Here is a 24,423-nt window from a genome sequence, read left to right as displayed (position 1 = left end):
ATGACTGATAGCGACTAGTGGAGAGCAAAATGGCTCTTAGCCCCGACCAGGAATTAGCGTTTTCATTGGCTTTGGAAGCGGCGGTGTCATATCGGCGCAACGATCATACTCAACCTGTCTGCCCTACAGAACCGGCACCTTCCGCCCTAGAACGGTTTCGCGAATGCATGCCCGAAGACGGAATGGCCGCTGATGCGGTAATCGGCGAGTTGATTGATCGAATGGAACCCGGATTGATGGGCACGACCAACCCAGGATTCCTTGGCTGGGTCATCGGAGCTTCGCACCCCACCGCAGTCGCAGCAGACTGGTTAACCTCTGCCTGGGGGCAGGTTGCCAGCTTTGCCGACATCGCACCGGGTGCGTCAGCCGCTGAAGAAGTTGCTGCCGATTGGCTTCTTGACCTGCTGGGCTTACCCACAGATGCAGGGCTGGGTTTTGCAACAGGCGCAACTATGGCGAACTTTACGGCACTTGCAGCTGCTCGGACTGCGCTCTTGGATAAGGTTGGTTGGGACGTCGAAGCGGATGGATTGTTCGGCGCTCCCGACGTTAACGTCGTTCTGGGAGGGGAAGCACATTCGTCTGTCTATCTGACACTGCGAATGCTGGGCTTCGGCTCGAGGCGCGTTCATATTGTAGAAGCTGACAACCAAGGGCGGATGCGTCCTGACAGACTTGCTGAAGTATTGCGGAACCTAAATGGTCCAACGGTCGTATGCCTGCAGGCAGGCAACGTCAACAGCGGCGCGTTCGATCCATTCGAAGACCTCGTTCCTATCGCCCATGAACACGCGGCATGGGTGCATGTCGACGGGGCATTCGGGCTTTGGGCCGCAGCAGCACCAGGAACGAAAAATCTAACGAGGGGGATGGCCCATGCCGATAGCTGGGCCGCAGACGCTCATAAGTGGCTTCAGATTCCCTATGATTGCGGCGTTGTTGTGGTCCGTGACCGAGGCGCTCAACAGCGTGCAATGGGATCGACCGCCAGCTATTTACCGCAAGAGGAGCGACGCAACCCTGCGGATTACGCCCCCGAGCTTTCGCGGCGAGCGCGGGGCATTGCCGTTTGGGCTATGCTAAAGGCCTTGGGACGATCCGGCGTTGCCGAGATGATCGAACGTCACTGTTCAATTGCCAAACATATTGCGGACCGTCTCGCGCAAGAGCCGGGGTTAACGGTGCTCAATGATGTGGTCCTGAATCAAGTTGTCCTGACATGTGGAGATGACGGCGACCCAGACGCTGGTCGCAAGACGGAAGCAACGCTTGCCGCAATTCAGGCTGAGGGAACATGTTATCCAAGTGCTGGACATTGGAGTGGACGCACGGCAATGCGGATCTCAGTATGCTCTGGGCCGATGACGTTGGAAGATGGTGCTCGCTCAGCAAAAGCTATCATATCAGCTTGGCGAAGCGTCCGCGAATAGGATTCGTCCCTGTATTAGCCACACCGCTAGTAGCGGACATAGGTGCATCCCGCAGCATCCGTGATTTTGGGCTCAAGGCAGTCATCTGAGCATTTCTGTCGGATGACTACCTTGCGTTGGTGAGCAGTCAGTGCCCAATCAACGGATACGCTTCTGTACTTTCTTGTCGGCGCGGATAAGTTCATTGATGATCCTGCCCGTTTCTTCAGTCTCGAAGGGTCTTTCACCGTGCTTTCACGACGGATGGATTGGCCCATCAAAACTTCAAAAAGCCGCAACTACGAGACAATTTATTCCGGCTTCGGTTGCGTGTTTGCCATTCTTGGTCCTCCGTTTCCTAATCCTAACGGTGGGCCCATTCAAATAGGGAGGCTCAATGAAAGTGCCACAAAAAACACCACTCAATGAGAGTGTGCTTGCGTAATTGGGTAAAATCCAATGAAACTCGCTAGCGCGACTACAGTCATAAAACACGAAGGTTTAAACAACCTAGTGTGGGTCATCAAAATTCGAGGAAATTACTGTGGAACGTCACTGGTATTTGACTCAATCGACAGGCAAAACCTCAATAAATCGGTCAGTCACGTCATTCAATTCTGACCCAAACGTCAAACATTTCTGACCCAACATAAATAGCGGCGATTATTCGACACTACGTTTAGTGTCTCAAGTTGGTGGATCGGGTCAGTCTATTGTGCGCTGGTTTAAACATTCTCGGCTATGTTCATTGAACGCGAGACATTCTTACCAAGCGAATAGGTGTCGAGAATGCTCCTTTGCAAAAACGTTTGTTTTGCGTTGTTGATCGCTAGGCTCAGGACGCATAGCCAGTATATGACGAGTGCTGTGAAGGTGATTGTAGACAGAAAGACCTTTGGGCATCTGTCGCATCGGGTGGCCACAAGCCGCCAATCCTTGAGCCTGCCGAACATGATCTCGATGCGCTTGCGCCTTTTGTAGCGCCGCTTGTCGTATAGGACGGTCGTCTTCCATTGTTTCCGGCTCGGAATACAAGGGCGTATCCCTTTGTCTTTTAAGGCTTCACTGGACCAATCGGCATCATAGCTGCGATCCCCGAGCAGCCAGTCTACAGTTGGCAGGCTGTACAGCAATGCCCTTGCGCCGATGTAATCGCTGACCTGCCCAACGGTCACAAACAGGTTCAGTGGGCGGCCTTTGCTATCGCAGATGGCGTGCAGCTTGGTATTCATGCAGCCCTTTGGTCCGACCGATCAGGCGTCCACGCCCCCTTTTTGACGCCCAAACTGGTCGCGGCACGGTGGGCCTTCAGGTAGGTGGCATCGATCATCACGGTCTTCTCTTCATCGTGTTCGGCAGCCAGACCGGCCATCATCCGGGCGAAGATACCCTTGTCGCTCCACCGTTTCCAACGGTTGTAGAGCGTCTTGTGCAGGCCATATTCCTTCGGCACATCGCGCCAGCGCAAACCATTGCGATTAATGAAGACTATCCCGCTCAACACCCGCCGGTCATCGACGCGGGGTCTGCCGTGAGACTTTGGAAAGAAGGGCTCAAGGCGCACCATCTGGGCGTCGGTCAGCCAAAACAGATCAGATATGTTCACCGCTCGTTTTTCAAACCGTGAATCACGCAACCCCGCAGAAATCAATGGATCCTGACCCTAACGACATCCAAGCTCAAAAACCGCTGTTTTCCGAGCCTCGTTTAGCCTACTGGTTAAATGATTCAAGCGAGTCGTCGAAAGTTCAGGCGTAGGCCAGACGCCAAAGAGAACAACACTTCAGAATAAAGAAAGTGATGTACAGAATTGCTTTGGTAGGCCGTGGTTTAATTGGTGGTGCGGGCCAGAACCCAAAGACTACAGGCCTTGCGGAATTTTACCGGTTTGTACCCGCGCCAAAGCGAATTGAAGTGAACTTTGAAATTATGAAAAGTTCGTATAGTATCTTGGGTGTGTGCGCTTGAACTTGGCGAAGTTACCTAAACACTTGGCTAGGATATTTGATAAGGTAACCCATTCGAAGACTATCAACTGTCTTGTTGGTCGAAGGCAGAAAATTAGGGAAGGGGGGCAAATTATATTGAAAACAACCTCAATCGGAAAACAGAAATATCTCTGTGACTACGACTTCTGATTTCGGAAATATTCCATTCTGCTGCCAGATCTCGCCAATAAAATCTTTGGCGAAATACACAAAATAGATGACCTGCCATCTTCCACGTTGGTCATTTAGGCAGCCCTTCTGAGATGTGACACTTTTGAAGAACCGCCGACTCAAATGGAAATGAATTCGATTGAGAAATGAACTGACAAACATCCATTGTGCAATACGCCTTGAGAGGTGGTTGTGTTCATCTTTTTCAGTATGCACCGCTTGGGGGTATCTTGGCCTGAAAGAGGCGAAACGGATAACAACCGAAGGCTGTTGCAGTGAACGGCGCCCGGATTCCTCAATCAGATATTGTGCGGTGTTCGGGTAATCCGCAACGCGATCCCATTCGAAAATACTCCAGCGAATATCAGGGGAATTGAACTGGGGTTCCAAGGTTCAGAAAGCTTGAATTATTCCCGTAATGCGGTCTTTCGTGCGCGATTCAAAAAAGTAAGAAGCTTGCACCAATACGCAGAAGACCCCGGCGGTGCAAATTTCTTCATCAAAGAGTATGATTAATGCCATCGAATAATTTCACTAATCAAAACAAGGGCCACGAACCCCATTTTGGGTCGCCATCAGTGTTGACCAAACTCACTGCGAAAACTAAGTCGGCGGCCGCGCGCCTTAAGTACTCGATTTCAGTTTACCTACTAAACAATCCAAGGGCAGCGCGAGTCGGTTTTGCCATTGCGCGGCGAATTCGGCCTATTTTTTGCATTGGAACGACATTCATCGCAGTACGAGACTGTGATGTTCAAAACCTCTTGCATCGAGACGAGGACCTGCTGGTCGGTAAATTCATGAACCCACGCATGGTCTGTGGCCCCTTCATTTTGGGCATTGACTGGCGGGAACAACACACATCAGAGCGCACCGCCCTTGAAAACGCACGCCATAAGAGCGCCGACCAAAGGATAATCCGCGATTATGCTGTCAACTCTGCGCAGCGTCTGATCAATGATGCCACAAATGGTGCAGTACATGGTCGAGCACATCTCGACATCGCGCGAGGATTTTCCGAAATCGTGGCGATTGAGGTTCTCACTCGCTATCTGGGGTTGAATATTCCAACTGATGCGAAAGCGCGCGATGAGCTGCGGAATATCTCTACAGCGATTCTGGATCTTCCGCCCAAAGGATCAGTACAGGCGGACCAGCTCTTTCGCTCGGCGACGACAATATCGGAACAGGTTGAGCTCGAAATCAGGCGGATCTTCAGCGCGGCTAACCAGAAGGGTTCGGTACAGGGCGGACCAAGCAACAGCTTCATAAGTCGGCTGGCGCAGGGTTCGCTTGCGACATTAAGCGCTGGAGAGGCTGGAGAGGAATGTGCCCGCCGATCTATTTTGGGATTGTTGACCGCAGGTGTCGCAACCGTTGCACGCGCGACGACCCACGCGTTTGATCAATTGCTCGCCCGCCCGCGCGAATTCGCGCTTGCACAAGAAACCGCACGGGCACTTTCGGCACGCATGCAAAAGGTTCCCAATCGCCCCGCACAGGATGTGGATGTCGAGGTGATTGAATTACGGAACGCGCTATCCGGCTATATCGACGAGGCACTGCGATTTCGCCCCACTTTTCCCTTTCTCGTTCGCTTTGCCCCCCGGCGCACCATAATTGGAACCCAAGAAGAGGACAGGCGCTGCGTGAGGGGTGGAAGCACTGTGATTGCAGCGCCACTGGCGGCGATGTTCGATCCGACTGTTTTCGACTGCCCGGCAGAGTTTCGCGCCGATCGGGGGGCGACCTCGTATCTGCACTTCGGGACCGGACGACACGCGTGCTTTGGACGCTACATCGCCGAAACCGAAATCTTCGAGATGATCAGGGAGCTTCTCTTGCTCAAGGACTTAAGACGGGAGTCACGGCTGCGTCACGAAGGGCCAACAGTAAAAGAGCTCAAAGTATCGTTCGATGCCGGAAACGTCAGTCAGGGTGTCGAACCATGACTCTGCAACGGCTGTGCTTCATTGAAACGATCCGGGCCGAGTGTGAGGATGAGCTGCGAAAGGCTCTTTCAAATTACAACCCGGGCATCGCGACCGAAGCGCCAAGGATGCAGCCCGACGCAAAGGATAGCATCCATCAGGGGGGGGCGACCGGTATTTCGAGCCCGCGCTCAATCCGCGCAAAGTGCAACACGGACTTTGATTTTTCGGCGCTGCCCAACTTGCACATGGCAAGTTTCCTGATCATCCCCGGGGAAGGTGATAGCGCGCCAGCGCTCTGTTTCGAAGGCACCTTCGACGGAGAACGCACGCGCTTTGTACAAGATTTAGTGCAAGCCTGCAGCGAAGGTGTCCGTCACACATTCGGAGCATGTATCGGTTGCCCGGATCCGAACGAGGCGGCAGCCGAGATTATTGTGCGCTACATTCTCGACCGTCATGTGGACGCAAACCTCTCGTTTTCCGGTGCGCCAGGGCGACCAGTGTCGCGCATTCTTGGCGAGCAAGATTTGCGAGATGCAGCTGTCGACTACGTCAAGACATATCGCTCTTTCATGGTTACTGCACCATCAAGCTATGAGGCGATACTCGAAGACATTCTGGCAAATGTTGTCCGTCGAGGCACCGGAACCGGTACCCACTCCGACCTTCGTTGGGCGGAAGAGGTACCCGAAACCGCTTTCCGGGTTAAACATGGCAGATGGGCCCTCTTCGCAGCGGCAGCGGCAGCTGTTGTGTTCCTTGCGCTGATCCTCAAGTGGGCACTTGTTTTGTTCGGCATTTTGTCAAGCGAAACGCTAATTCAACGCGCGCAAGATTGGCCGTCTATTGTCAAAGCCAGCGCGGGTGCGTTTAAAACCCAACTGGACTGGATATACGGGGCGTTCGACGGTACCGGCCTTCTTATTGCTGCGGTTGTATTCGGCGCGTCTGGTTTCCTGCTCGACCGTTTGGGAACCGCGCGGCCAACGGGCGGCGTGATGAAGTCACCTGTTCTACAGGCCAAATTGCTCTTCTACGGCCTTCTCTTCTTTGTCTTCTTCGGCTTTTCGACTTCTTGGGCGACCCATGCCTTGATCCAGGCGGGAGGTTTCGCACCGCTCGGCCTGATTGCAACGCTGGCGGTCTGGCTCATAGCGCGGTGGATCGGATTTACGGTCGAAATCGTGTTTCCTGATCCGCGAAGCCGGGACTACTATCCTGAGATATTGCTGCTGGTCACTCGCTTCGTCGCCCGCGCAGCCTCGGTAGCACTTATCGTGTTAGTAATCGACTATGTGCTTCGTATCGGTGCCCAGGACGTCTACAATCTAAGGTACCTTGGAACATGGCTTGTCGGAGATAATACAGCCTATCCAATCAGCGTCGGAGCGCTCGCTCTCCTGGCGGCTGTCGCGTCTTATTTCTGGCTGGGCTATCTGCGTTCAACGCTATTGTTGCCGCTTGAGACGCGGTTTTTGTTGCCGACTGAAAAAGTGTTGTTGAGTCTGAAACTGCATTTTATCAAGGTTCTCCGCATTTTGGTGATGACTTTCGTCGGCCTTCACCTTGCGTTTCTGATCCTGCCCTCAACCTGGACCGACGCGCCTTTATCCGCGAACCTGTTGCTGTCGCATGCTATCCCTCTTGGGATCTACATCCTTTTTGCAATTATTTTTCTGTTTTTGATCTTTCTTCTGATCATAGTCTGGATGCGGTTTTGCGAGACTTCCGATCTCCGTCGATATGATCATCCAAAGCGCTTGCTTTTGCGTCCGAAAGAGCTGGCTCGTGCAACCGCACGTGAAGAACACGGAATAAATCTGCTTCAAAACCATTTGGCCAGTGTGACCCACGTGAAACCCGGAGTGCTCAGACTGTACTTCCTGCGATTTACATTATTTGTCATCAATCTGCTTTCTCACTACGTATTCACACGCGGTACGTTGGGTGGAATTCCAACCATTCTGCATGCGCAATGGACGCTGATCAACGAAGGACGGCGGCTGCTCTTCCTCGTGAGCTATTGTGGCTCGTGGGAGAGCTATCTTAACGAATTCATCGATCTTGGGGCGGTTTGGGGCGTTAATTCCATTTGGACGCATACCCATCTTCGTCCAGAGCCCGAGTCAAAGGTAATCGGATTTTCTCCAACTCGGGGTATCCTTTTTGGTGGGGCGCAGGATGCCCGGCCCTTCAAAGCTTATGTTCGCACCAGTCAGATCGAGACACTGGTGTGGTACAGCGCCTACCCGGGCATCAACACTACCAACATCAATAATAACAGCCGTTTTCGCGAGGGGTTGCTCAAACCTCAAAGAACCGAAACGGCAAGCACTCTGCTTAGGAATATCTGAGGGTTAACAATGGCGGTTCAAACGGTCGAATGGGAAGACGTCCAGTGCCTTTTGTTGAGCGGATTGGGCCATCACAAGCAGTCCAGGAATCTTCTCTTGCGGGTCAAGAATAGATCCGAAGCCAAGTCATGGCTGCGGGCTTTACTGGCAAGAGGCGTCGTGCGCTCGGCGCATCAGGTCAATAGTCACAATGTCGATGCGAGCGATCTGCCCGATCATATTGTAAGCATTGCCATGACGTTCTCAGGGCTTCGGGCGCTGGGGATCGAAGAGGATACTTTGGAAACCTTTCCGCCAGAGTTTCAGGAAGGGATGACCGGAACGGATCGGCGACGGCACATGCTTGGTGATGTTGACGCAAGCGCGCCAAGCAAATGGGCATGGGGCTGGCGCGCACTCGAACCACATGTATTGATCCAGGTGTTCGCGCGTTCAAAGGCTCATCTCGATCCAGTAAAGCTTGAGCGCGCGATAGGTACTCCAACCGGGTTCGTTACCGTTGATGGCGACGAAATCGGCCCCGAGGGTACGACTGGTCTGCTGACCTACGTGCCGGAAGACCGTCGTGAGCATTTCGGGTTCGTGGATGGTATCTCGCAACCGCTGATCGAAGGAACACCAAGTGCCGAATGCAGGAGATACGGCCCAAACGAAATCTCGATCATCAAGGCTGGGGAACTTATCCTTGGATATGACAATGAACGTGGACTGCAGGCACCCAGCCCGAGCGTAGATACAAATGCCCATGGGGCTGACTTACTATCGTCCACGCCGGGAAGGCGGGATTTGGGGCGAAATGGCAGTTACCTCGTGGTCCGTCAGATCGCGCAGGATGTCGCCGCATTCCACAAGTCGGTAGCCGCCATAGCGCCCTCTAAGAAGGAACAAGGGCTTGCCGCTGCCAGGCTCATGGGCAGATGGCCCAGCGGCGCTCCGCTCGTTCGTCATCCCCACACTGATCCGCTTGCTTCTGGCGATGAGTGGTCGCGGGAAAACGATTTCCTGTTTGACCGAGAGGATCCTGAGGGTATTCGCTGCCCAATCGGTGCCCATATCCGAAGGTCCAACCCAAGAGACTCTTTGCTCCCAGACCCAGAAACCGCACTTCGACTGTCCAAGCGGCGACGGATATTGCGACGCGGGCGGCTGTATGACCGTGGGGCCTGTGTCAGTACCGCACACAAGGAAGAACTCGGCGGGATATTCTTTATGTGCTGTAACGCTGACATCGCGGATCAGTTCGAACTCATTCAGCATTCCTGGATCAATAATCCGCATTTCTCGACGCTGTATGACGAAAGCGATCCAATAGCGGCCACACATAAGCCACGTGGAGACCGATTTACCGTCCAGGGGAGCCCAACCAATGTCCAGACGCCAGAATTAGAGGCGTTTACGACCGTCAGAGGCGGAGCCTACTTCTTCCTGCCGGGGCTCCGCGCTCTGAATTACCTATCACATTCGTAACAATGTTGAGTGTCATGACCAAGAACGAGATCGAATTTGACTATATCGTAATAGGCGCTGGCACCGCCGGCAGTTGCCTGGCGGCCCGGTTGTCCGAGGATCCGGACGTCAGCGTTTTGCTTGTTGAATATGGGATTGAAGACAACCCTGCTTTGACTGGAAACTCTGAGGTCACGAACGTCTTCGGCCTTTGGTCCAACCCCGGTCTGTCGACAAATTTCCCGATGATCAAACGAAACCAAACACTGAATCGGTGGCGGATGCTGACACGTGGCACCATGATCGGAGGTTGCAGTTCAGTGAACGCAATGATCCACATCCGAGGAAGCGTGCAGGACTATGACGCCTGGGGCGCCAACAACCCGGGGTGGGACTACGATGCTGTCTTGCCCTATTTCATGAAAAGCGAGGATTATCTCGGAACCGATGCCGCGCATCGTGGGAAAGGAGGGCCGATTGTCGTGCGCGATCTCCCACGCCGCTCGTCGGCTGCATCGGAATTCATTGCCTCGGCAGCGAAAGTGGGCTTCAAGGCTTCGGACGACGCCGATTTAAACGGGCGGTCGTTGTCGGATGTCGGCGGCTACTACCAATTTGCGATCGACGGTAACGAGCGACGCTCCAGTTCGGCCACGGGCTATCTGGCGGCCATCAGAAATCGGCCTAATTTGACCGTGAAGCCGCTGACCCAGGCACTTTTCCTCGATGTGAGCAAGAAAGATGGTGGTCGAGCTCAGGTTTCGGGGGTTCAGTGCCTCGACCGAAGAAGCGGATTTTCTCAGATGTACAAAGCGCACGAAGCGATCGTGCTGTGCGGTGGCACCATCGGATCACCGCATCTGATGCTCGTATCAGGGATCGGTCTTCCTGAGGATCTGAACGGAGTTGGCGTTCCATCGGTCCATCCTTTGCCGGTCGGCCATAATTTGCGGGATCATATGATTCTGTTAACCCGCTTCGAAGCCAAGAATGCCCTTCCTCAGCCCATGTTCTTTTCCGAAGCAGGTCTGTTTGCTGAACTCGATGCCAACGCCGGGGTCAAACCAGGCGGAAGGCCAAATATTCAGTACTTTGCACATTCCGGGATTCAAATAACGCGGCCTCCGGGGTTCCCGGAAAAATTCCTTGTTATTGCACCAGCATTGACGCGACCAAATAGCCAAGGGAAGCTTTCGCTTCTCAGCAGCGACCCACGAATTTTTCCAAAGATCGATCCCAACTATCTATCCGCTGGCAGCGGCGACCTTGAAACCATGTTGGCGGCAATCGAACTCACGCGCGAATTGTCGGACAACCATGCGGGGATCGTGCCTGGCGGCAATACGAACTTACCCGGATCGAAGGCGAGCAAAGCCGATAGAGAAGCGTTTATCCGGTTCGAGGCGCGTGGCCTTTGGCACCCCACCGGGACCTGCCGGATGGGGCCGGATACGGATTCAGGCGCGGTTGTGGGCGCAGACCTTCGGGTTCACGGGGTTGATGGGCTGATGGTTGCGGATGCCTCGGTTATCCCGGATGCGATCTGTGCCAATACCAACGCAGCAGCTCTGATGATCGCCGAGAAGGCGGCATCGCTTTTGCGCGTTAGGGGGCGACCTGCGCGTTGACGGCATCGGGAAGCAGATGGAAGCCGATGCGCCTTGCGATTTGCAGAGCATTCTCGCGATAGGATCGGGCCTGTTCGGTACCGGCTAGTCCTCGGCGACTATGCAATTCACTTAGACTCCAGTTGCACAGCGCGGCCTTTGGCCACTCACCCCGGAATGTAACAAGGGCAAGGCAGGATTCGAGCTCGTCTAGCGCGCTCTCCAACCGGTTCGCCGCCAACAGGGCCTGCCCCTTGGCAAGTGCCAAATGAGACCGGCCAAAATAGTCTTCGCCGTCAAATCCAGCATTGATTTCAGGTCGTTCGAAGACATCGATTGCCGAGTCGATCTTTCCACTGGCAAGATGTATTTCGATCAGTATTGAAGCGGCGAACGCATACATCTTGTCGATCTGAAATCTTTTCGACAGATCAAACACAAGCTCGATGGCAGAGAGCGCCGCTTTCAACTCACCACGCTCGGCATGGATCCTAGCACGGATCACATACGCCATAGTCTGCGTATATGGATGACGGGCTGCGTCGGCACGTGCAGTTGCGTCACTTGCAACAGCTTCAGCGCGATCCACTTGCCCCATCTCAAGAAACGCGCTGGCCAGGAACGCGTTGATCGACACGCTGGGAATGGATGGCCAACCAGGGTGCTTCTGATCGTATTCTGGCGTGAGCAGGTCAAGGGCGGTGCACAATTCGGTGACGGCCTTGTTGTAGTCGCCTACTTCGTAGGCGATCATTCCCAAGTTGTAGCGCCCGGCGAGCTCAAGGCCGGTATTACCTATGCGACGGCTAAGGTCGATTGCACTCCGCGCATGCTCCAGACCCTTGAGGTGTGCGCCAAGGCGCCAGTTCGCTGCGGCAAGCTGACAATTGATTGCGGCGTGGCGATCATCCTCACCATAGTTGACAGCGATGTTTCGGGCCTCTTCAAGCAGTTCCAGTGCCCGGGTCTGACGCCCCAGAGGCGTTAGTGCGCTGCACGCCAATAAACGAAAATCAATTTCTGCGCATGCCTTCTCCCTCGAGGGAGGCACGCGCTCCAATGCTGCTATCCCACTTTCCAGAGTGGCGATTGCGTCTCGATTGGCCCAATGGCGAACCGAGCGGGCCATAGCGGCAAGGTAAAACCGCCCGGCATTTGCCCAATCTTCGGCTTGATAGGCATGATCGGCCAGCCGATCCAAATGGGCGTCGAGGCGGGGTTTTCGCAAGGCGACGATTGCCTCAAATGCGCGGCCGTGAAGCTGCTTTCTCTGTTTGCGCAACATAGTCAAATAGGTGACTTCGCGGGTAAGTTCGTGTTCGAAAGAGAATTCGGTATCCGTGGCCCGATCAAGCTGGCGAAGAAAGCGCCCGTCAACAAGCGTTTTCAAAATGCCGTCAAGTGTTTGGTTCCGCGACACGTCAGCCACTGCCTGCAGCACCGCAACGGAAATATCTGTGCCCAGAACTGCCGCAGCCTGCAGGACGGATTTCTCTTTCGTGGACAACCCGTCAATCCGGCTGGCCAAAACGTTTTGAATTCTTGGTGGCACCTCAGATGCATCAATAAGCCCAGTCAGGCGATACCGGCCATGCGTACCCTCAAGCACGCCGAGCTGTGACAACGAACGTATTAATTCTTCAAGGAAAAGAGGGACTCCGCCCGCCTTGCGATAAAGTTCAGATGTTATCTGTGCAGAGCTGGCGTTCTTTCCCAACAACGCAACGGCCAGAGTGTCAAAGTCCTGGCGACCAAGAGGCGGCAGCTGCAAGTTGATTTGATCTGCATGTTTCTGCCAGTCAATTGCCCTTTCGGGGCGGAGCGTAAGGATAAGGACAACCCGAAATCCTTTCAGATGCGCAACCAGGTTCTCGAGAACTGCCATACTGCCGGCGTCCATCCAGTGCACGTCTTCAAAAACCGCAATCAAAGGTTGCCGATCGGAAGCCGCTGCGATCAGCCGCTCGAAGGCCTCGAAAACCTGCCCACGCTGTTGTACCGGATCAAGCGCTCGCCACGAGGAATTCCCGTCATCCTCAGGGTTTAGCAATGAGGCGAGCGCTGGCTGTATCGACTCCAGGCCAAGATCAAGGGAAGCTGCAGTTCGCAACATGTGCCCAAGCCCGGCCGAACCATCCTCTTCCGGGTCTAGGAGGGCCTTGAGAAACTGCGTGATTTGACGGTATGTCGTCCTCTGATCTTGACGATCCGCCGCGACTTCAATCGTTTGGAAACCCGTCGTGTCTACGGTATCCAGAAAATGCCGGACCATTCTGGATTTTCCGAAGCCCGGACCGGCAGTCACCGTGATGACCTGGCCCTGGCCGCGCCGCGCTCCTGCGACTGCCTCTTGCAGCACGGCAAGCTCTGCCTCGCGGCCTACAAATGTTGCACCAAGATATTTCGCGTTAGCAGTCGCACGTGGTGCATCCCTGAGACCGGTTAGCTGACATACCTCGACCGGGTGAACAAAACCCTTGATCTCGCGGCTGCCCAAGCTCACGATTGAGGCTTCACTTTCAACAAGGGCCGGTAGATCTCCACAGGTCAGAATTTCGCCTGCTGTCGCGATCTCCTGCATTCTCCTCGCGAGCACTACCGAAAGTCCGGTTGCATCGTAGTTTCCAAGAACGTCAGTCTCAACAAGACGAAGGATCGCGTTACCCGAGCAGAGCCCCGTGCGAACCCGCATCGCCGATCCAAATTCGGATCTTATTTTGTCATGCAGCTCCAAAGCTGCCTTACAAGCGCAAAGCGCGTGATCCTCCTGCGCGACCGGTGCACCAAACAGCGCCATGAGGCCATCACCTTCAATGTAGTTTACCAAACCACCGTATTGTCTGATTGCTTTGCGCATCACTGCGATGATGTCGTTGAGTCGATCAACCGCCTCTTCCGGTTCAAGGCTTTCCAGAATGCCGGTTGAGTCGACCAGATCGGAAAAAAGGATAGTAATGTGTTTTTGTTCTTCCACAAAAGTGGGACCGTCTTGCATAGATAATCCCGAAAATTTGCGCTGCGCTGTGTTATGCAAGCTAGCGCCACAATTCATGCAATACCTGGCTTCGGCACCGCATATCGCGCCACATCGTTGGCAATGGGTTTCCATTTGCCCTGTAGATTCGTCACTTCTATTTGTCGGCAGTCTACCCATTTCACACACCCGGATTCCGAGACTGACTGGTTACAAAACTTCAGTGTCACGCTAACATTATATCAATTAGCGGAAATTGGAAATTTCACATGAGGATCTGACACGGCATTGCTGTGCAATTCGGTTGAAGGCTTCACTTTTTTGGAACCAGTGTAATGGCCTGCCGACAAGAGCAGTTGGGCACCGACGAAGTAAGAGACTAGGGTAAGAACGCGCTGCGTGATTCACGGCTTCCAAAATGGAGTGGTGATATGAGCGACCTTTACTGGCTGACCGACAAGCAGATGGCCAAGCTTTCCCCTTTCTTCTCGAAGCCGCACGGCAAGCCACGGGTCGATGACAAGAGAGTGCTGAGCGGGATTATCTTCATCAATCGCAACGGGTTGCGGAAGCGAAGTTAGATCAAACGAAACATTCTGCGGGAGTATGACAAGGGGGTGTTGGGTCAGTTTATGACGCAAAGGTCAAATTCGTCTGACGCCCAACAATTACTCTGGAACGTCACTGATTTATGACTCAATCGAGGTCCAAAACCTCAAAAAAATCATTGAACCACGTCATTCAATTCTGACCCAAACGTCAAGCATTTCTGACCCAGAACGAAAAGCGGTCCTTCATCGAAGCCGCAGTTGTGGTCTAAATTGAGCCCAAACTTCCCGGATGCTGTACCTCGAATGAAAAGCGGCAAAGCTCCAAAACAATCATTAAGTCTGGTGATGGGACACAAGGCGGGCATGGGCCGAGTGTTGACATGATGCAGGGTTGCATGCCGAAAACCGCCCTTCGCGGACGGTCGTGCAGTTGCCAAGGCGTCCGGACGGAGCCTGCATTCGACTGCGAGTTTTAGCAACAACGACACGATCTATGTAGTTACCTGATCACGTGAACAGCACAATGTGCGTGCCGGACAACACGGGCTGCAGTTGATCCGAGCAGATAGTCCTGCAATCCGGGTTGATGACTTGCAATCACGATACAATCGATATTGTGCGAAGCCGCATAATCGAGAATGCCGCGCCCTGCGTGACCTTCGACGATCTCAATCTGAGCGTTCGTCGCACCATTCGTTAATGGCGTTAATTTCTCTGAAGCGACGGCTTTGACACGTTCCAAATGATCCTCGGGAAGCAAGTCGCTCGTATATTGAGGCAGATGCTCAATGACATGCAAAAACGTGATGTGACCAGCGCCGGAGTTAAGCGCACGCGCAACTTCAACAGAGCGCGCCGTGTCGCGGTCTCCATCCAGCGAGATCGGAACGAGGATATTCTGATACATTTGATTTCAAGCTCCTGAAGAATAAAAAATCAACGGCTTAAAGGTAAAGTAATCGCACCTTCAGGCCGTTGAAGTTTGGCCCGCAGCATTGTCGAGAAGAGGGCTGACGGACCGGGGAGTGTCTTCTTACGCGGCCGCGAACAGGTCCTTGTATTGGTCACGCAGGATGTTCTTTTGAACCTTGCCCATGGTATTACGAGGCAGTTCATCCAGCACGATCAACTGGCGAGGATGTTTGAATCGCGCAAGGCTGTTGCACACCGCGATCTTCATCTCTTCAAGGTTCGGGGTCTCACCTGGTTCGGCGACGATCACACCCAACACTGTTTCGCCAAAATCGGGATGCGGCACACCCACCACGGCGCTTTCCAGCACACCAGGCAGTTCATCCAGCAAAAGCTCGATTTCCTTGGGATAGATATTATAGCCACCCGAGATGATCAGGTCCTTGTTGCGGCCAACGATATGGACATAGCCATCCTCATCGACCCGGCCCAAATCGCCCGTGATGAAGAATCCGTTCTCGCGCAGTTCGGCGGCGGTTTTTTCCGGCATTTGCCAGTATCCCTTGAATACATTGGGACCGCGCACCTCGATCTCTCCGATCTCGCCTTGCGGAAGGGCATTACCATCAGAGTCGCAGATTTTCAGTTCAACACCGGGAAGCGGGAATCCAACGGTGCCTGCGCGACGGTCACCGTCATAAGGATTTGAAGTGTTCATGTTGGTCTCGGTCATGCCGTAGCGTTCCAGGATGCGATGACCGGTGCGCTCTTCGAATTGCACATGGGTTTCCGCCAGCAGAGGTGCGGAACCGGAAACAAACAGGCGCATATGTTCGGCCAGTTCCTTTGTGAACCGATCATCATCCAGCAGACGGGTATAGAAAGTCGGTACGCCCATCATGCTCGTAGCCTGTGACATCCGCCCGATGATTTCATCCAGATCGAACTTTGGCATGAATACGATGCTGCTGCCCGCAGCCAGTGTGACATTGGTTGCCACAAACAGTCCGTGAGTGTGAAAGATCGGCAGCGCGTGCAGCAGCACGTCGTCGGATGTGAAGCGCCATTCCGTGACCAGCGTTTGTGCATTCGACAACAGGTTGTTCTGGGTCAGCATCGCGCCTTTCGACCGGCCCGTCGTGCCAGAGGTATAGAGAAACGCCGCCAGATCATCACCGTCCCGGTCAACTGTCTCAAAGCTGACAGGCATGGCTGCGGCCTGATCCATCAGACTTCCACTACCATCAGCGTTCAGGATTTCGACTTGCGCCCCCAGTTGGGCACCGACAGGTGTAAGTTTCTCCTCACTTCTGGTGTCGCAGACGATCAGAGAGGCCCCGCTATTTTCAATGAAATAGGTCAATTCATCGACGGTATAGGCTGTGTTAAGGGGCAGGAACACCAGACCTGCCTGCGCGCAGGCCGCATAGAGCGCCAGCGCTTCGGGCGATTTCTCGATCTGCGCCGCAACCCGGTCGCCGGGTTTCAGACCCAACCGAGTAGCCACATTAGCGATCTGTGCCGCAGTACTCAGGAAGTCCTGATGCGTGATCACCGAACCGTCGAGCAGATGCAAAAAAGGTGTGTTTTTACCGGCATGAGCGCCGAACAAACCGTCATAGAGAGGATTGGCCATTAGGGTTACCTTTCCTGTGTCGTGGTGAGAGAGGCCGACGCAGCAAGCGACTTAGCCTCGGGAGAGGCGACAACCTCACGGGAATTGGCGAACTGCTCGTGGTTCTGTGCAACGCGGCTGAGGTCATAGAGGTAGTTAACCATCGTGCCGCCGGACTGCGCCCGGCCCTTGTCCGAGATATCGGCATCGGCATGAACTGCTTGGACCAGCGCGCCATTACCCAGATGGAACCGCGCTACAGGATCGAACGGTAGATCGCCCCGGCCTTTGGCATTCAACAGGTAATGCGCCGCCAGCGCCTTCATCTGATCGGGTTCTTCGATGTCCCACTCGATGCCTTCCTGAGACAGCCACTTGGCCAATCCTGGAATCGGCGAGAGGGTGACAAAGGTCTTCAACCCCGTCAGTTCCGCAGCCAAATCTGACGCCACCTGCTTGATGAGCGAGTTGCCAAACGAGATGCTGGCGAGCCCCGCCTGACAGTTCGAGATCGAATAGAACACCGCAGTATCTGCCTGTTCTTCTGGCATCGGGTCGCGGTCCTCGGCAAGCAGGGCCTGAACCGATCCGGGAATTCCGCTGTTCAGCGCAACTTCGACAAAGATCAGCGGCTCGTCCGGCATAGAGGGGTGGAAGAAGGCAAAGCAGCGCCGATCGGTGGGCTCCAACCTGCGGCGCAGGTCATCCCAACTGTCGATGGCATGTACCGCCTCGTAGGCGATGATCTTCTCCAGAATATGGGCCGGGCTTTCCCAATTGATCGGGCGCAGCACCAGAAAGCCGCGGTTGAACCAACTGGCAAACAGGTGGCGGAAATCCAGATCCAGCGCTTGCAGCTCGGGTTCTTTACCTCCCAACCGCAGCAGGTCGGCGCGCATCTGAACAAGCGTACCCGTGGCACCGGGTACCCGGTTCAGACGGCGGATCATCTCCTGCCGCGCGGGTTCAGCTGCAGCCGCGAAAGTGCGATAGGTCGCTTTTGAAGGCGCGCTTTCGTACGCGTCCAGCGATGAGCGCACCGCTTCGGGATCGATATTCATGGCGGTGGCGAGATACCGGAAGAACTCCAGCTTTTCGTCATCTTCCATTTTCTCGAAACGGGTCAATATCTCTTCCGCCAATACCAGCCCCGAGGTCTCCCCCGCTGACCCAACCAACGCGTTGGCCAGTTCAGTCAGCGGACGACCATCGAGGGCCGCTGCGCTGTCGCGGCGATAGCGCCGCTCGAACACGGTTGAGAGAAGATCGGCAAGCAGGGTCATACAGCTGCTCCCATCACCAGATCAGGAAGCCATGTCGCCAGGCCTGGGAACAGGCACAGCAAGACAATCGCGATTACCATGCAAGCCACGAAAGGCAGCGAGCCGGTCAGGATGGTTTTTAGCGAAATGTCCGGCGCGATGCCGTTGATCACGTAGAGGTTCAGACCAACCGGGGGTGAGATCAGACCAATCTCCATGTTGATGGTCAGAACGACCGCGAACCAGATCGGGTCAAAACCGGCGGTGGTGATGATCGGCAGCAGGATCGGCGCGGCCATCAGGATCACCGCGACGGGTGGCAGGAAGAACCCGGCGATCAGCAGGAAAACGTTGACCGCACCCATCAGTACCCAGCGGTTCACGTCCAGCGTGCCGATCCATTCGGCAATCGCCTGCGTGATGAATAGAGAGCTGAGCATGTACGAGAACACACCGGCAGCGGCGATGATGAACAGGATCATCACGCTCTCCTTGGTGCTGTCACGCAGTACGACCCAGATGTCCTTGGGGTTCCACAGCTTGTAGATGATCATCGCGATCATCAGGCATAGCAGTGCGCCAACGGCGGCCGTTTCCGACGGCGTGGCGATGCCGCCATACATGGCATAGAGCACGCCCAGAATGATGCCGAGGAAAGGCAGAACACGCGGCAGGATCTCGAACCGCTCACCCCAGGTGTAGCTGCCGGACCCCAGACGGGTGGCGTCGCCGGATTTCCAGGTGGAATAGAGCGACCAGGCCATGAACAGGCCCACCAACATCAGGCCCGGGATCACCCCGGCCAGGAACAGACGGCCAATCGAAGTCTCGGTGGCGATACCATAGACGATCATTGTGACAGAAGGCGGGATCAGGATGCCCAGCGTACCACCTGCGGCGATGGAACCGGCGGCGACACCATCGGGGTAACCACGCTTGCGCATCTCGGGGATGCCCATTTTACCGATGGCAGCACAGGTTGCGGGTGAGGAGCCCGACATGGCCGCAAACAGGGCGCAGGCGCCAAGGTTTGATACGACCAAACCACCGGGTACACGGGTCAACCAGCGTTCAAGGGCTTCGTACAGATCAGCCCCTGCGCGGGTCGAGGCGATGGACGCCCCCATGATGATGAACATCGGGATCGACAGTAGGGCGAAGTTATCCAGCTTACCGAACAGGATTTCGGGCATCAGTTCCAGCGAACGGGGGCCGTCGAAGACAATCAGGAAACCGGCCGAGACGATCAGCAACCCGATGGCGACCGATACGCCCGAGAACAAAACGAGGATGGTGGCGATGGCGACAATGGCGCCGAGCAGAAGGGGATCCATCGGCTTTACTCCAGACCAAAGGGTTTATCGATACCAAGCAGGACGGCGACGAGGTCGGCAATCAGCTGCAACAGCAGCAGTCCAAAGCCGACCGGGATGGACAGATAGGGAATCCAAAGGCGAACACCCCAAACGGTGTCGGATTTCCAGCCCCGCTCCCACGCGAAGTGCCAATACTCGTAGCCGTAGAACAGCATGACCGAGATGATGGCGATGGACAGGACCGAGGTCAGGATCGCCATGAAAAACCGCGCCCGCGGGGCAAGTGAGATTGGGATCAGGTCTACATTCACATGTCCTCGCAGGCGTTGCACATAAGGCAATCCAACCAGCGTAGCGGCGATGACCAGATAGATGACTGCTTCGGTTTGCCAGATGGTCGAGCCGTTCAGGACAAAGCGCACAACGATCATCTGGCATGTGATGGCGACGGCGGCGACGATCATGCCTGCGGAACACCATCCTGCCAGTGTTGAAAGCGCAGCGACAAAGCGAAGAAAGGGATTGTTCCCGGTATGGGAAGCAACGGCAGAGCTATGGCCAGCCATTTGCGCCTCCTGTGATTGAGATGCAATTAAGTCTGAAGATCAGAAATGAGATCAGGTGCCGGGCGGCATCAGGGCCGCCCGGCCAAAATGGATCATTCGACCGCCAGAGCCTTGTCCAGCAGATCCTGCCCGTCAGGAACCTCTTCCACGAACGCTTTGTAGGATGTTTCCATTGCAAGCGCGCGCCAGGCTTCGAAATCCTCTGGTGTCATTTCGGCGATTTCGACGCCAGCCTCTTCAAACACCTTGGCGGAGTTGGCATCCTGTTTCTTGGCTTCTTCAAGATAATAAGCCTGTGCCTTCTCAGACGCAGCCAACAGTGCGGCCTGCTGATCTTCGTTAAGCCCTTCAAAGGTGGATTTGTTCATCAGCAATGGCTGATACATAAACCACAGCGCTACATCTCCAGCGGGGGTATAGCAGCTGACCTGCTCGTAGATACGATAGCTGACAAAGGACGAGGACGAGGTATTGGCCGCCTGCAGAACACCGGTCTGCATGGCGTTGTAGATTTCCGATGACGCCATCGAGGCGATCGAGGCATCGGCGCCGGCCAGCATCTGTTCGAATGACTTGCCTGCCGCTCGAGTCTGTAGACCGGCCACGTCTTCGGGCTTGGTGATGCACTTGTCTTTTCCTGCAAAGCCGCCAGCCAGATAACCGTGGACCAGAACCATCACGTCATCATCGGCCATCTTGGCCTCAAGCGCTTCCATGAAGGGCGAGTCGGCCAGACGTGCTGCGTGATCGTGATTTTTCACAAGACCGGGCATCAGGGTCAGATTGTAAGCAGGTTGCTGACCACCGGCATAGGACAGTGGCAGAACCGTCATATCCAACTGCCCCCGGCTAAGCGGCTTGTACTGCTCGCGCGGTTTGAACAACGATTTTGAGCCGAAAATCTTGATTTCCAAATCGACATCCGCCGCAGCAACCTCATCCGCAACGATCTGTGCGACCTGATGCCGAATGTCCTTGTTCGACCACTGATGAGACAGGCGTAGCTCCTCTGCGGATCCCAATGTACCCGCAGATGCAAGCGCCACAGCAGCAACGGCTGTTTTGAACATGGCTTTCATTTTCTCCTCCCTTTTCCAAACCCGGGCTTGCCGGGGATGAGCAGAAGCATAGGGTGGTTATGTTTTTTAAGTCAACATTTTTGTATACAAGATTTGGAATCTTGAGTTATCACCCTTTCGTGAGTAAAACAGAATCCTATGGACCAAAGACTTGCCGACACCATTGCTCAGGATTTGGAAGAGCTGATCTTTGACGGGACATTTTCGGACGGTGACCGTCTGGATGAAGTCAAACTGGCCGAGCAATTCGGCGTTTCAAGAACACCACTTCGAGAAGCATTTCAGAGGCTTGCCCTGTCGGGGCTGGTCGACCTCATTCCGCGCAGGGGAGCTTTTGTTCGGCAGCCCGGTCCGGTGGAGCTGATGGAAATGTTCGAGGTCATGGCCGAGCTCGAAGCTGTTTGCGGTCGACTTGCTGCTATGCGTATCTCAGATGGAGCATTGAAAGACCTAACTGACGCCAACGCGAGATGTCAGGAGGCTGTCGATGCCGGAGACCCGGACACATACTACCTGGAAAACGAGCGGTTTCATCGAATCATATATAACCAGTCCGGCAATTCGTTTTTGGAACAGGAAGCGTCCAAGCTGCACAGACGGCTCAAACCTTTCCGGCGGCAACAGCTTCGGTTTCGGGGCCGCATGGCACAGTCGATGTCCGAGCATGAAGACATTGTGCGTGCTCTCGACAATGGCAATCCCGAGGAAACAGCAAGTGCATTGCGCTCACATGTCGCTGTGCAGGGGGAAAAGTTCCACAACCTGATGGCGTCACTGAAGAACGCACCCGAGTAGCACTGCGGGCAGCGGATTATCAGACATCCCTAAAGGAGCCGAACGGCGCAAAAAGAGCCGCCGCACAAGATATCTGTGCGGCGGCCGGATCTGCTTATTCGATGACCTCGCTGTAGTCACCGCGGACTTGTACCATCACGGATACATCACCAGAGTCGCGGTTGCGCCAGAACCAACCGTGCTCACCGGCAAAGGCCGCTTCAATGGTGCCGTCGCGTTTTGCGTATATCTTTGAACTGCTCTCACGCTTACAGGTGCCTCTGCAGCCTTGTTAAATCCCCTCCCGGGGGTTATCTCGGCTAATACGATTAAACCGCAAATACACGCAAATCATCCCGCACTCATTGACCGGCTGAAACGCGTCGCCGCATCGAAAGACTACCGCCTGCCTGGATATCCTCAAAAGAAAAGAGATACCTTCAGCCCACCGGATTTTGCCTCGTCCAGCTTCAAGACCGCGTTGTGGTGATCTGCTATTGCTTTTGCGAGTGCCAACCCCAACCCGCTTCCTTGCCTCGAGCGGGATCCATCCAATGTAAACAACGGCTGAAGAACCTTCGCTCGGTCCTTTGCCGGAATGCCAGGCCCGGTGTCTGAAAAGGTTAAACTCTTGTCATCTGTCCGGATTGAAATTTCAGCGCTATCGTCTGCATACTTTATTGAGTTCTCAATCAAGTTTGACCCTAGCTGCAGCAAAAGCTGACGATCCCCGACAATAACTTTGGAATTCCCTAAGTTCAGTTGCAATGATTGCCCAGCCTCATCCACGCTGTCGGCATAGAGGTCATAGAGCTGCTGTGCCAATTCGTCCAAGTTTATGGGTTCCATATGAGAACGGTCCGTACCAGCCGACAAACGCGATATGCGCAGGATTGCATCAAACGTGCGCAACACTTTGTCCGCTCTGGCAATCGCCAACTCCTGCTCCGGCCCATCCTCGATGCTCTCCAATGCAAGATGTAGCTCGCTCAGCGGCGTCCGTAGCTCGTGCGCCACGTTACGAGAAAAATCCCTCATCTGTTGGACGGAGGCTTCCAATCGCGCCGCGGCGATATCGAACCCATGCATCAGATCGTCCATATCATCGCGCGAGGATTGCTGTTCAATCCGGTAGTCAAGATTCCCACTTGCGATCTGTTCGAATGCGTTTTGCACCTTGTTGATGCGTCGCTGTTGAACCAGTCCAAGAATAGCTCCAACTATCAGAGTCGCGATCACGGTCACAATTGCGATCGGCCACATAATTTTGGGTAGCAATTCCAGCGTGTCTTCGACTTCATGAATAGGTGTGAAGACCGCCAGCCGACCTTCACGAGCGTTTTCGACCAAAACTCTCCAAAGTTTGGGATCATCTTCCCATTCATGGTGGTCGTCGTGATCTTCGACATCATCCAGTTCGGCCGCAATAGAACCCATCTTGGAAAAGAGCTCTGACCTGGTCAGGTTCTGAAACCCCAGTGTCTCAAAAACACTGCTTTTGATTGGTCCAAAATTCTCACCTGCATTGGAGATAAATCCGACTGATATGCCGATATGTGCAGCGTTCAGATTCCCGTGCTGTGCGTTGGACGTTGGCGCGCCAAAGTCGAAACTCTGGGCGCTCAAAGCCAAATCGTCATCAATCGCATCGTAGGCCTGCCGCGTCAGCTCGAACCGCAATATGCTGCCTGCGACAAGCATGATTGCAAGAAACACTGCAGCAAGAAGCAGGGAATTCCGCAATGCGCTCATGCGAAGAAAGTTTCTAAGCGCCGAAAACATATCCCGCCCCGCGAACCGTTTTCAGCAAGGAAGTTTTGAACGGTTTGTCTATCTTATTGCGCAGCCTGCTTACATTTGTATTCACAACATTTGTTTCAGGATCGAAGTTTATATCCCAAACTTTTTCGAGAAGCATAGAGCGAGTCATAACCCGACCTTTGTTGCGCATGAAAACCTCTAGCAAGCGGATTTCCTTGGCGTGAAGCTCGATCAGTTGTCCATCTCGGCGACAGGATCGGGCAAGTAAATCCAGTTCAAGGCCCTCATATTTCAAAGTCGTCTCTTCGCCTGACGATACCGAAGGGGCCCGGCGGCCAAGCGCAGCTATCCGAGCAGACAACTCACTAATGGCAAAGGGTTTGGCAAGATAGTCGTCGGCACCGGCTTCCAATCCTTCGACACGATCTGACACTTCATTTAGGGCAGTCAGTATCAATACAGGCGTTGTGTTTTTGGCGGCGCGCAAGGCCTTGAGAACCGACAATCCATCAAGTTCAGGCACCATCCGGTCGAGGATAAGTACGTCATAGCTACGGGTGGTTGCTGCAAAAAGAGCATCAGGTCCGTTACCGAAACAATCCACGGTATGCCCTGCGTCGCCTAAACCCTTCTCGACCCACTGAGTGATCTCCGAATTGTCTTCGAGTAGTAGTATCTTCACCCTGATCACACCCGCGATA

At 54.4% G+C, this 24,423-nt stretch carries 16 protein-coding genes and 3 pseudogenes; 7 read left to right on the top strand and 12 right to left on the bottom strand.

What is annotated here, in order from left to right:
* The first annotated feature begins 29 nt into the window (after window positions 1-29).
* Window positions 30-1,433, top strand: coding sequence for a pyridoxal phosphate-dependent decarboxylase family protein (locus ACR0NW_RS13155; RefSeq protein ID WP_480450627.1), 1,404 nt, complete (start codon window positions 30-32; stop codon window positions 1,431-1,433).
* Between the two features lie 824 nt (window positions 1,434-2,257).
* Here the strand turns inward: ACR0NW_RS13155 and ACR0NW_RS13150 are convergent.
* A pseudogene (locus tag ACR0NW_RS13150) lies at window positions 2,258-3,012 on the bottom strand (IS5 family transposase); the annotation flags it as partial.
* A gap of 496 nt (window positions 3,013-3,508) precedes the next feature.
* Window positions 3,509-3,961 (bottom strand): hypothetical protein, encoded by a 453-nt coding sequence (locus ACR0NW_RS13145; protein WP_480450626.1) that lies wholly within the window; start codon window positions 3,959-3,961, stop codon window positions 3,509-3,511.
* Between the two features lie 125 nt (window positions 3,962-4,086).
* On the opposite strand from ACR0NW_RS13145, the gene ACR0NW_RS13140 reads away from it, so the two are divergent.
* From ACR0NW_RS13140 to ACR0NW_RS13125, 4 genes are read left to right on the top strand one after another with little or no spacing between them, the layout of a single operon-like run.
* Window positions 4,087-5,523: a cytochrome P450 gene (locus ACR0NW_RS13140; RefSeq protein WP_480450624.1), complete on the top strand. Its 1,437-nt coding sequence runs from the start codon at window positions 4,087-4,089 to the stop codon at window positions 5,521-5,523.
* Complete coding sequence (locus tag ACR0NW_RS13135; protein ID WP_480450623.1) at window positions 5,520-7,859, top strand: hypothetical protein; 2,340 nt, start codon at window positions 5,520-5,522, stop codon at window positions 7,857-7,859. Before ACR0NW_RS13140 ends, ACR0NW_RS13135 begins: the two co-directional genes overlap by 4 nt.
* Window positions 7,860-7,868: 9 nt before the next feature.
* The gene (locus ACR0NW_RS13130) at window positions 7,869-9,326 is read left to right on the top strand and encodes a Dyp-type peroxidase (RefSeq protein WP_480450621.1); all 1,458 of its coding nucleotides are present in this window, start codon (window positions 7,869-7,871) and stop codon (window positions 9,324-9,326) included.
* Window positions 9,327-9,328: 2 nt separating this feature from the next.
* A complete protein-coding gene (locus ACR0NW_RS13125; protein WP_480450620.1) occupies window positions 9,329-10,933 on the top strand; it encodes a GMC family oxidoreductase in 1,605 nt (534 codons plus the stop codon).
* Here ACR0NW_RS13125 and ACR0NW_RS13120 read toward each other — a convergent pair.
* On the bottom strand, window positions 10,911-13,907 hold the full coding sequence (locus ACR0NW_RS13120; protein ID WP_480450618.1) for an ATP-binding protein: 2,997 nt from the start codon (window positions 13,905-13,907) through the stop codon (window positions 10,911-10,913). The genes ACR0NW_RS13125 and ACR0NW_RS13120 overlap by 23 nt on opposite strands.
* Window positions 13,908-14,317: 410 nt before the next feature.
* Between ACR0NW_RS13120 and ACR0NW_RS13115 the strand changes: the two are divergent.
* Window positions 14,318-14,455, top strand: a pseudogene (locus tag ACR0NW_RS13115) (IS5/IS1182 family transposase); the annotation flags it as partial.
* Window positions 14,456-14,936: 481 nt separating this feature from the next.
* On the opposite strand, the gene ACR0NW_RS13110 reads toward ACR0NW_RS13115, so the two are convergent.
* The 6 genes from ACR0NW_RS13110 to dctP form a co-directional block, all read right to left on the bottom strand.
* The gene (locus tag ACR0NW_RS13110; protein ID WP_480450617.1) at window positions 14,937-15,344 is read right to left on the bottom strand and encodes a universal stress protein; all 408 of its coding nucleotides are present in this window, start codon (window positions 15,342-15,344) and stop codon (window positions 14,937-14,939) included.
* Between the two features lie 126 nt (window positions 15,345-15,470).
* The gene (locus tag ACR0NW_RS13105; protein ID WP_480450615.1) at window positions 15,471-16,985 is read right to left on the bottom strand and encodes a malonate--CoA ligase; all 1,515 of its coding nucleotides are present in this window, start codon (window positions 16,983-16,985) and stop codon (window positions 15,471-15,473) included.
* 5 nt (window positions 16,986-16,990) lie between these two features.
* Entirely contained in the window at window positions 16,991-18,247 is a 1,257-nt protein-coding gene (locus ACR0NW_RS13100; RefSeq protein ID WP_480450613.1) for a malonyl-CoA decarboxylase, read from the bottom strand.
* Window positions 18,244-19,560, bottom strand: coding sequence for a TRAP transporter large permease (locus ACR0NW_RS13095; protein WP_170334000.1), 1,317 nt, complete (start codon window positions 19,558-19,560; stop codon window positions 18,244-18,246). The genes ACR0NW_RS13100 and ACR0NW_RS13095 overlap by 4 nt, the downstream gene beginning before the upstream one ends.
* Window positions 19,561-19,565: 5 nt before the next feature.
* Entirely contained in the window at window positions 19,566-20,108 is a 543-nt protein-coding gene (locus ACR0NW_RS13090) for a TRAP transporter small permease (RefSeq protein WP_170657240.1), read from the bottom strand.
* A gap of 92 nt (window positions 20,109-20,200) precedes the next feature.
* Window positions 20,201-21,187 (bottom strand): TRAP transporter substrate-binding protein DctP, encoded by a 987-nt coding sequence (gene dctP / locus ACR0NW_RS13085; protein ID WP_480450611.1) that lies wholly within the window; start codon window positions 21,185-21,187, stop codon window positions 20,201-20,203.
* Between the two features lie 138 nt (window positions 21,188-21,325).
* Between dctP and ACR0NW_RS13080 the strand changes: the two genes are divergently transcribed.
* Window positions 21,326-21,982 (top strand): GntR family transcriptional regulator, encoded by a 657-nt coding sequence (locus tag ACR0NW_RS13080; protein ID WP_480450610.1) that lies wholly within the window; start codon window positions 21,326-21,328, stop codon window positions 21,980-21,982.
* A 94-nt stretch (window positions 21,983-22,076) separates the two neighbouring features.
* On the opposite strand, the pseudogene ACR0NW_RS13075 reads toward ACR0NW_RS13080, so the two are convergent.
* From ACR0NW_RS13075 to ACR0NW_RS13065, 3 genes and pseudogenes are all read right to left on the bottom strand, one after another.
* A pseudogene (locus tag ACR0NW_RS13075) lies at window positions 22,077-22,196 on the bottom strand (transmembrane anchor protein); the annotation flags it as partial.
* Between the two features lie 185 nt (window positions 22,197-22,381).
* Window positions 22,382-23,743 carry a sensor histidine kinase gene (locus ACR0NW_RS13070; protein WP_480450608.1) on the bottom strand — a complete coding sequence of 454 codons (1,362 nt, stop codon included), beginning with the start codon at window positions 23,741-23,743 and terminating at the stop codon, window positions 22,382-22,384.
* Window positions 23,727-24,404, bottom strand: a complete 678-nt coding sequence (locus tag ACR0NW_RS13065) for a response regulator transcription factor (RefSeq protein WP_170657308.1) — start codon at window positions 24,402-24,404, stop codon at window positions 23,727-23,729. Before ACR0NW_RS13065 ends, ACR0NW_RS13070 begins: the two co-directional genes overlap by 17 nt.
* Window positions 24,405-24,423 lie beyond the last annotated feature (19 nt).

Source organism: Ruegeria sp. CF5 (assembly GCF_056537325.1).
The sequence above is the reverse complement of the archived record's forward strand: the minus strand, read 5'-3'. Positions and strand labels throughout refer to the sequence as shown.

Bases quoted from the DNA above. Each gene is read 5' to 3' on its own strand.
- ACR0NW_RS13125 (WP_480450620.1), top strand. From the start codon at position 9,329: ATGTTGAGTGTCATGACCAAGAACGAGATCGAATTTGACTATATCGTA.
- ACR0NW_RS13100 (WP_480450613.1), bottom strand. From the start codon at position 18,247: ATGACCCTGCTTGCCGATCTTCTCTCAACCGTGTTCGAGCGGCGCTAT.
- ACR0NW_RS13080 (WP_480450610.1), top strand. From the start codon at position 21,326: ATGGACCAAAGACTTGCCGACACCATTGCTCAGGATTTGGAAGAGCTG.
- ACR0NW_RS13140 (WP_480450624.1), top strand. From the start codon at position 4,087: ATGCCATCGAATAATTTCACTAATCAAAACAAGGGCCACGAACCCCAT.
- ACR0NW_RS13135 (WP_480450623.1), top strand. From the start codon at position 5,520: ATGACTCTGCAACGGCTGTGCTTCATTGAAACGATCCGGGCCGAGTGT.
- ACR0NW_RS13070 (WP_480450608.1), bottom strand. From the start codon at position 23,743: ATGTTTTCGGCGCTTAGAAACTTTCTTCGCATGAGCGCATTGCGGAAT.
- dctP (WP_480450611.1), bottom strand. From the start codon at position 21,187: ATGAAAGCCATGTTCAAAACAGCCGTTGCTGCTGTGGCGCTTGCATCT.
- ACR0NW_RS13090 (WP_170657240.1), bottom strand. From the start codon at position 20,108: ATGGCTGGCCATAGCTCTGCCGTTGCTTCCCATACCGGGAACAATCCC.
- ACR0NW_RS13105 (WP_480450615.1), bottom strand. From the start codon at position 16,985: ATGGCCAATCCTCTCTATGACGGTTTGTTCGGCGCTCATGCCGGTAAA.
- ACR0NW_RS13095 (WP_170334000.1), bottom strand. From the start codon at position 19,560: ATGGATCCCCTTCTGCTCGGCGCCATTGTCGCCATCGCCACCATCCTC.
- ACR0NW_RS13110 (WP_480450617.1), bottom strand. From the start codon at position 15,344: ATGTATCAGAATATCCTCGTTCCGATCTCGCTGGATGGAGACCGCGAC.
- ACR0NW_RS13155 (WP_480450627.1), top strand. From the start codon at position 30: ATGGCTCTTAGCCCCGACCAGGAATTAGCGTTTTCATTGGCTTTGGAA.
- ACR0NW_RS13120 (WP_480450618.1), bottom strand. From the start codon at position 13,907: ATGCAAGACGGTCCCACTTTTGTGGAAGAACAAAAACACATTACTATC.
- ACR0NW_RS13130 (WP_480450621.1), top strand. From the start codon at position 7,869: ATGGCGGTTCAAACGGTCGAATGGGAAGACGTCCAGTGCCTTTTGTTG.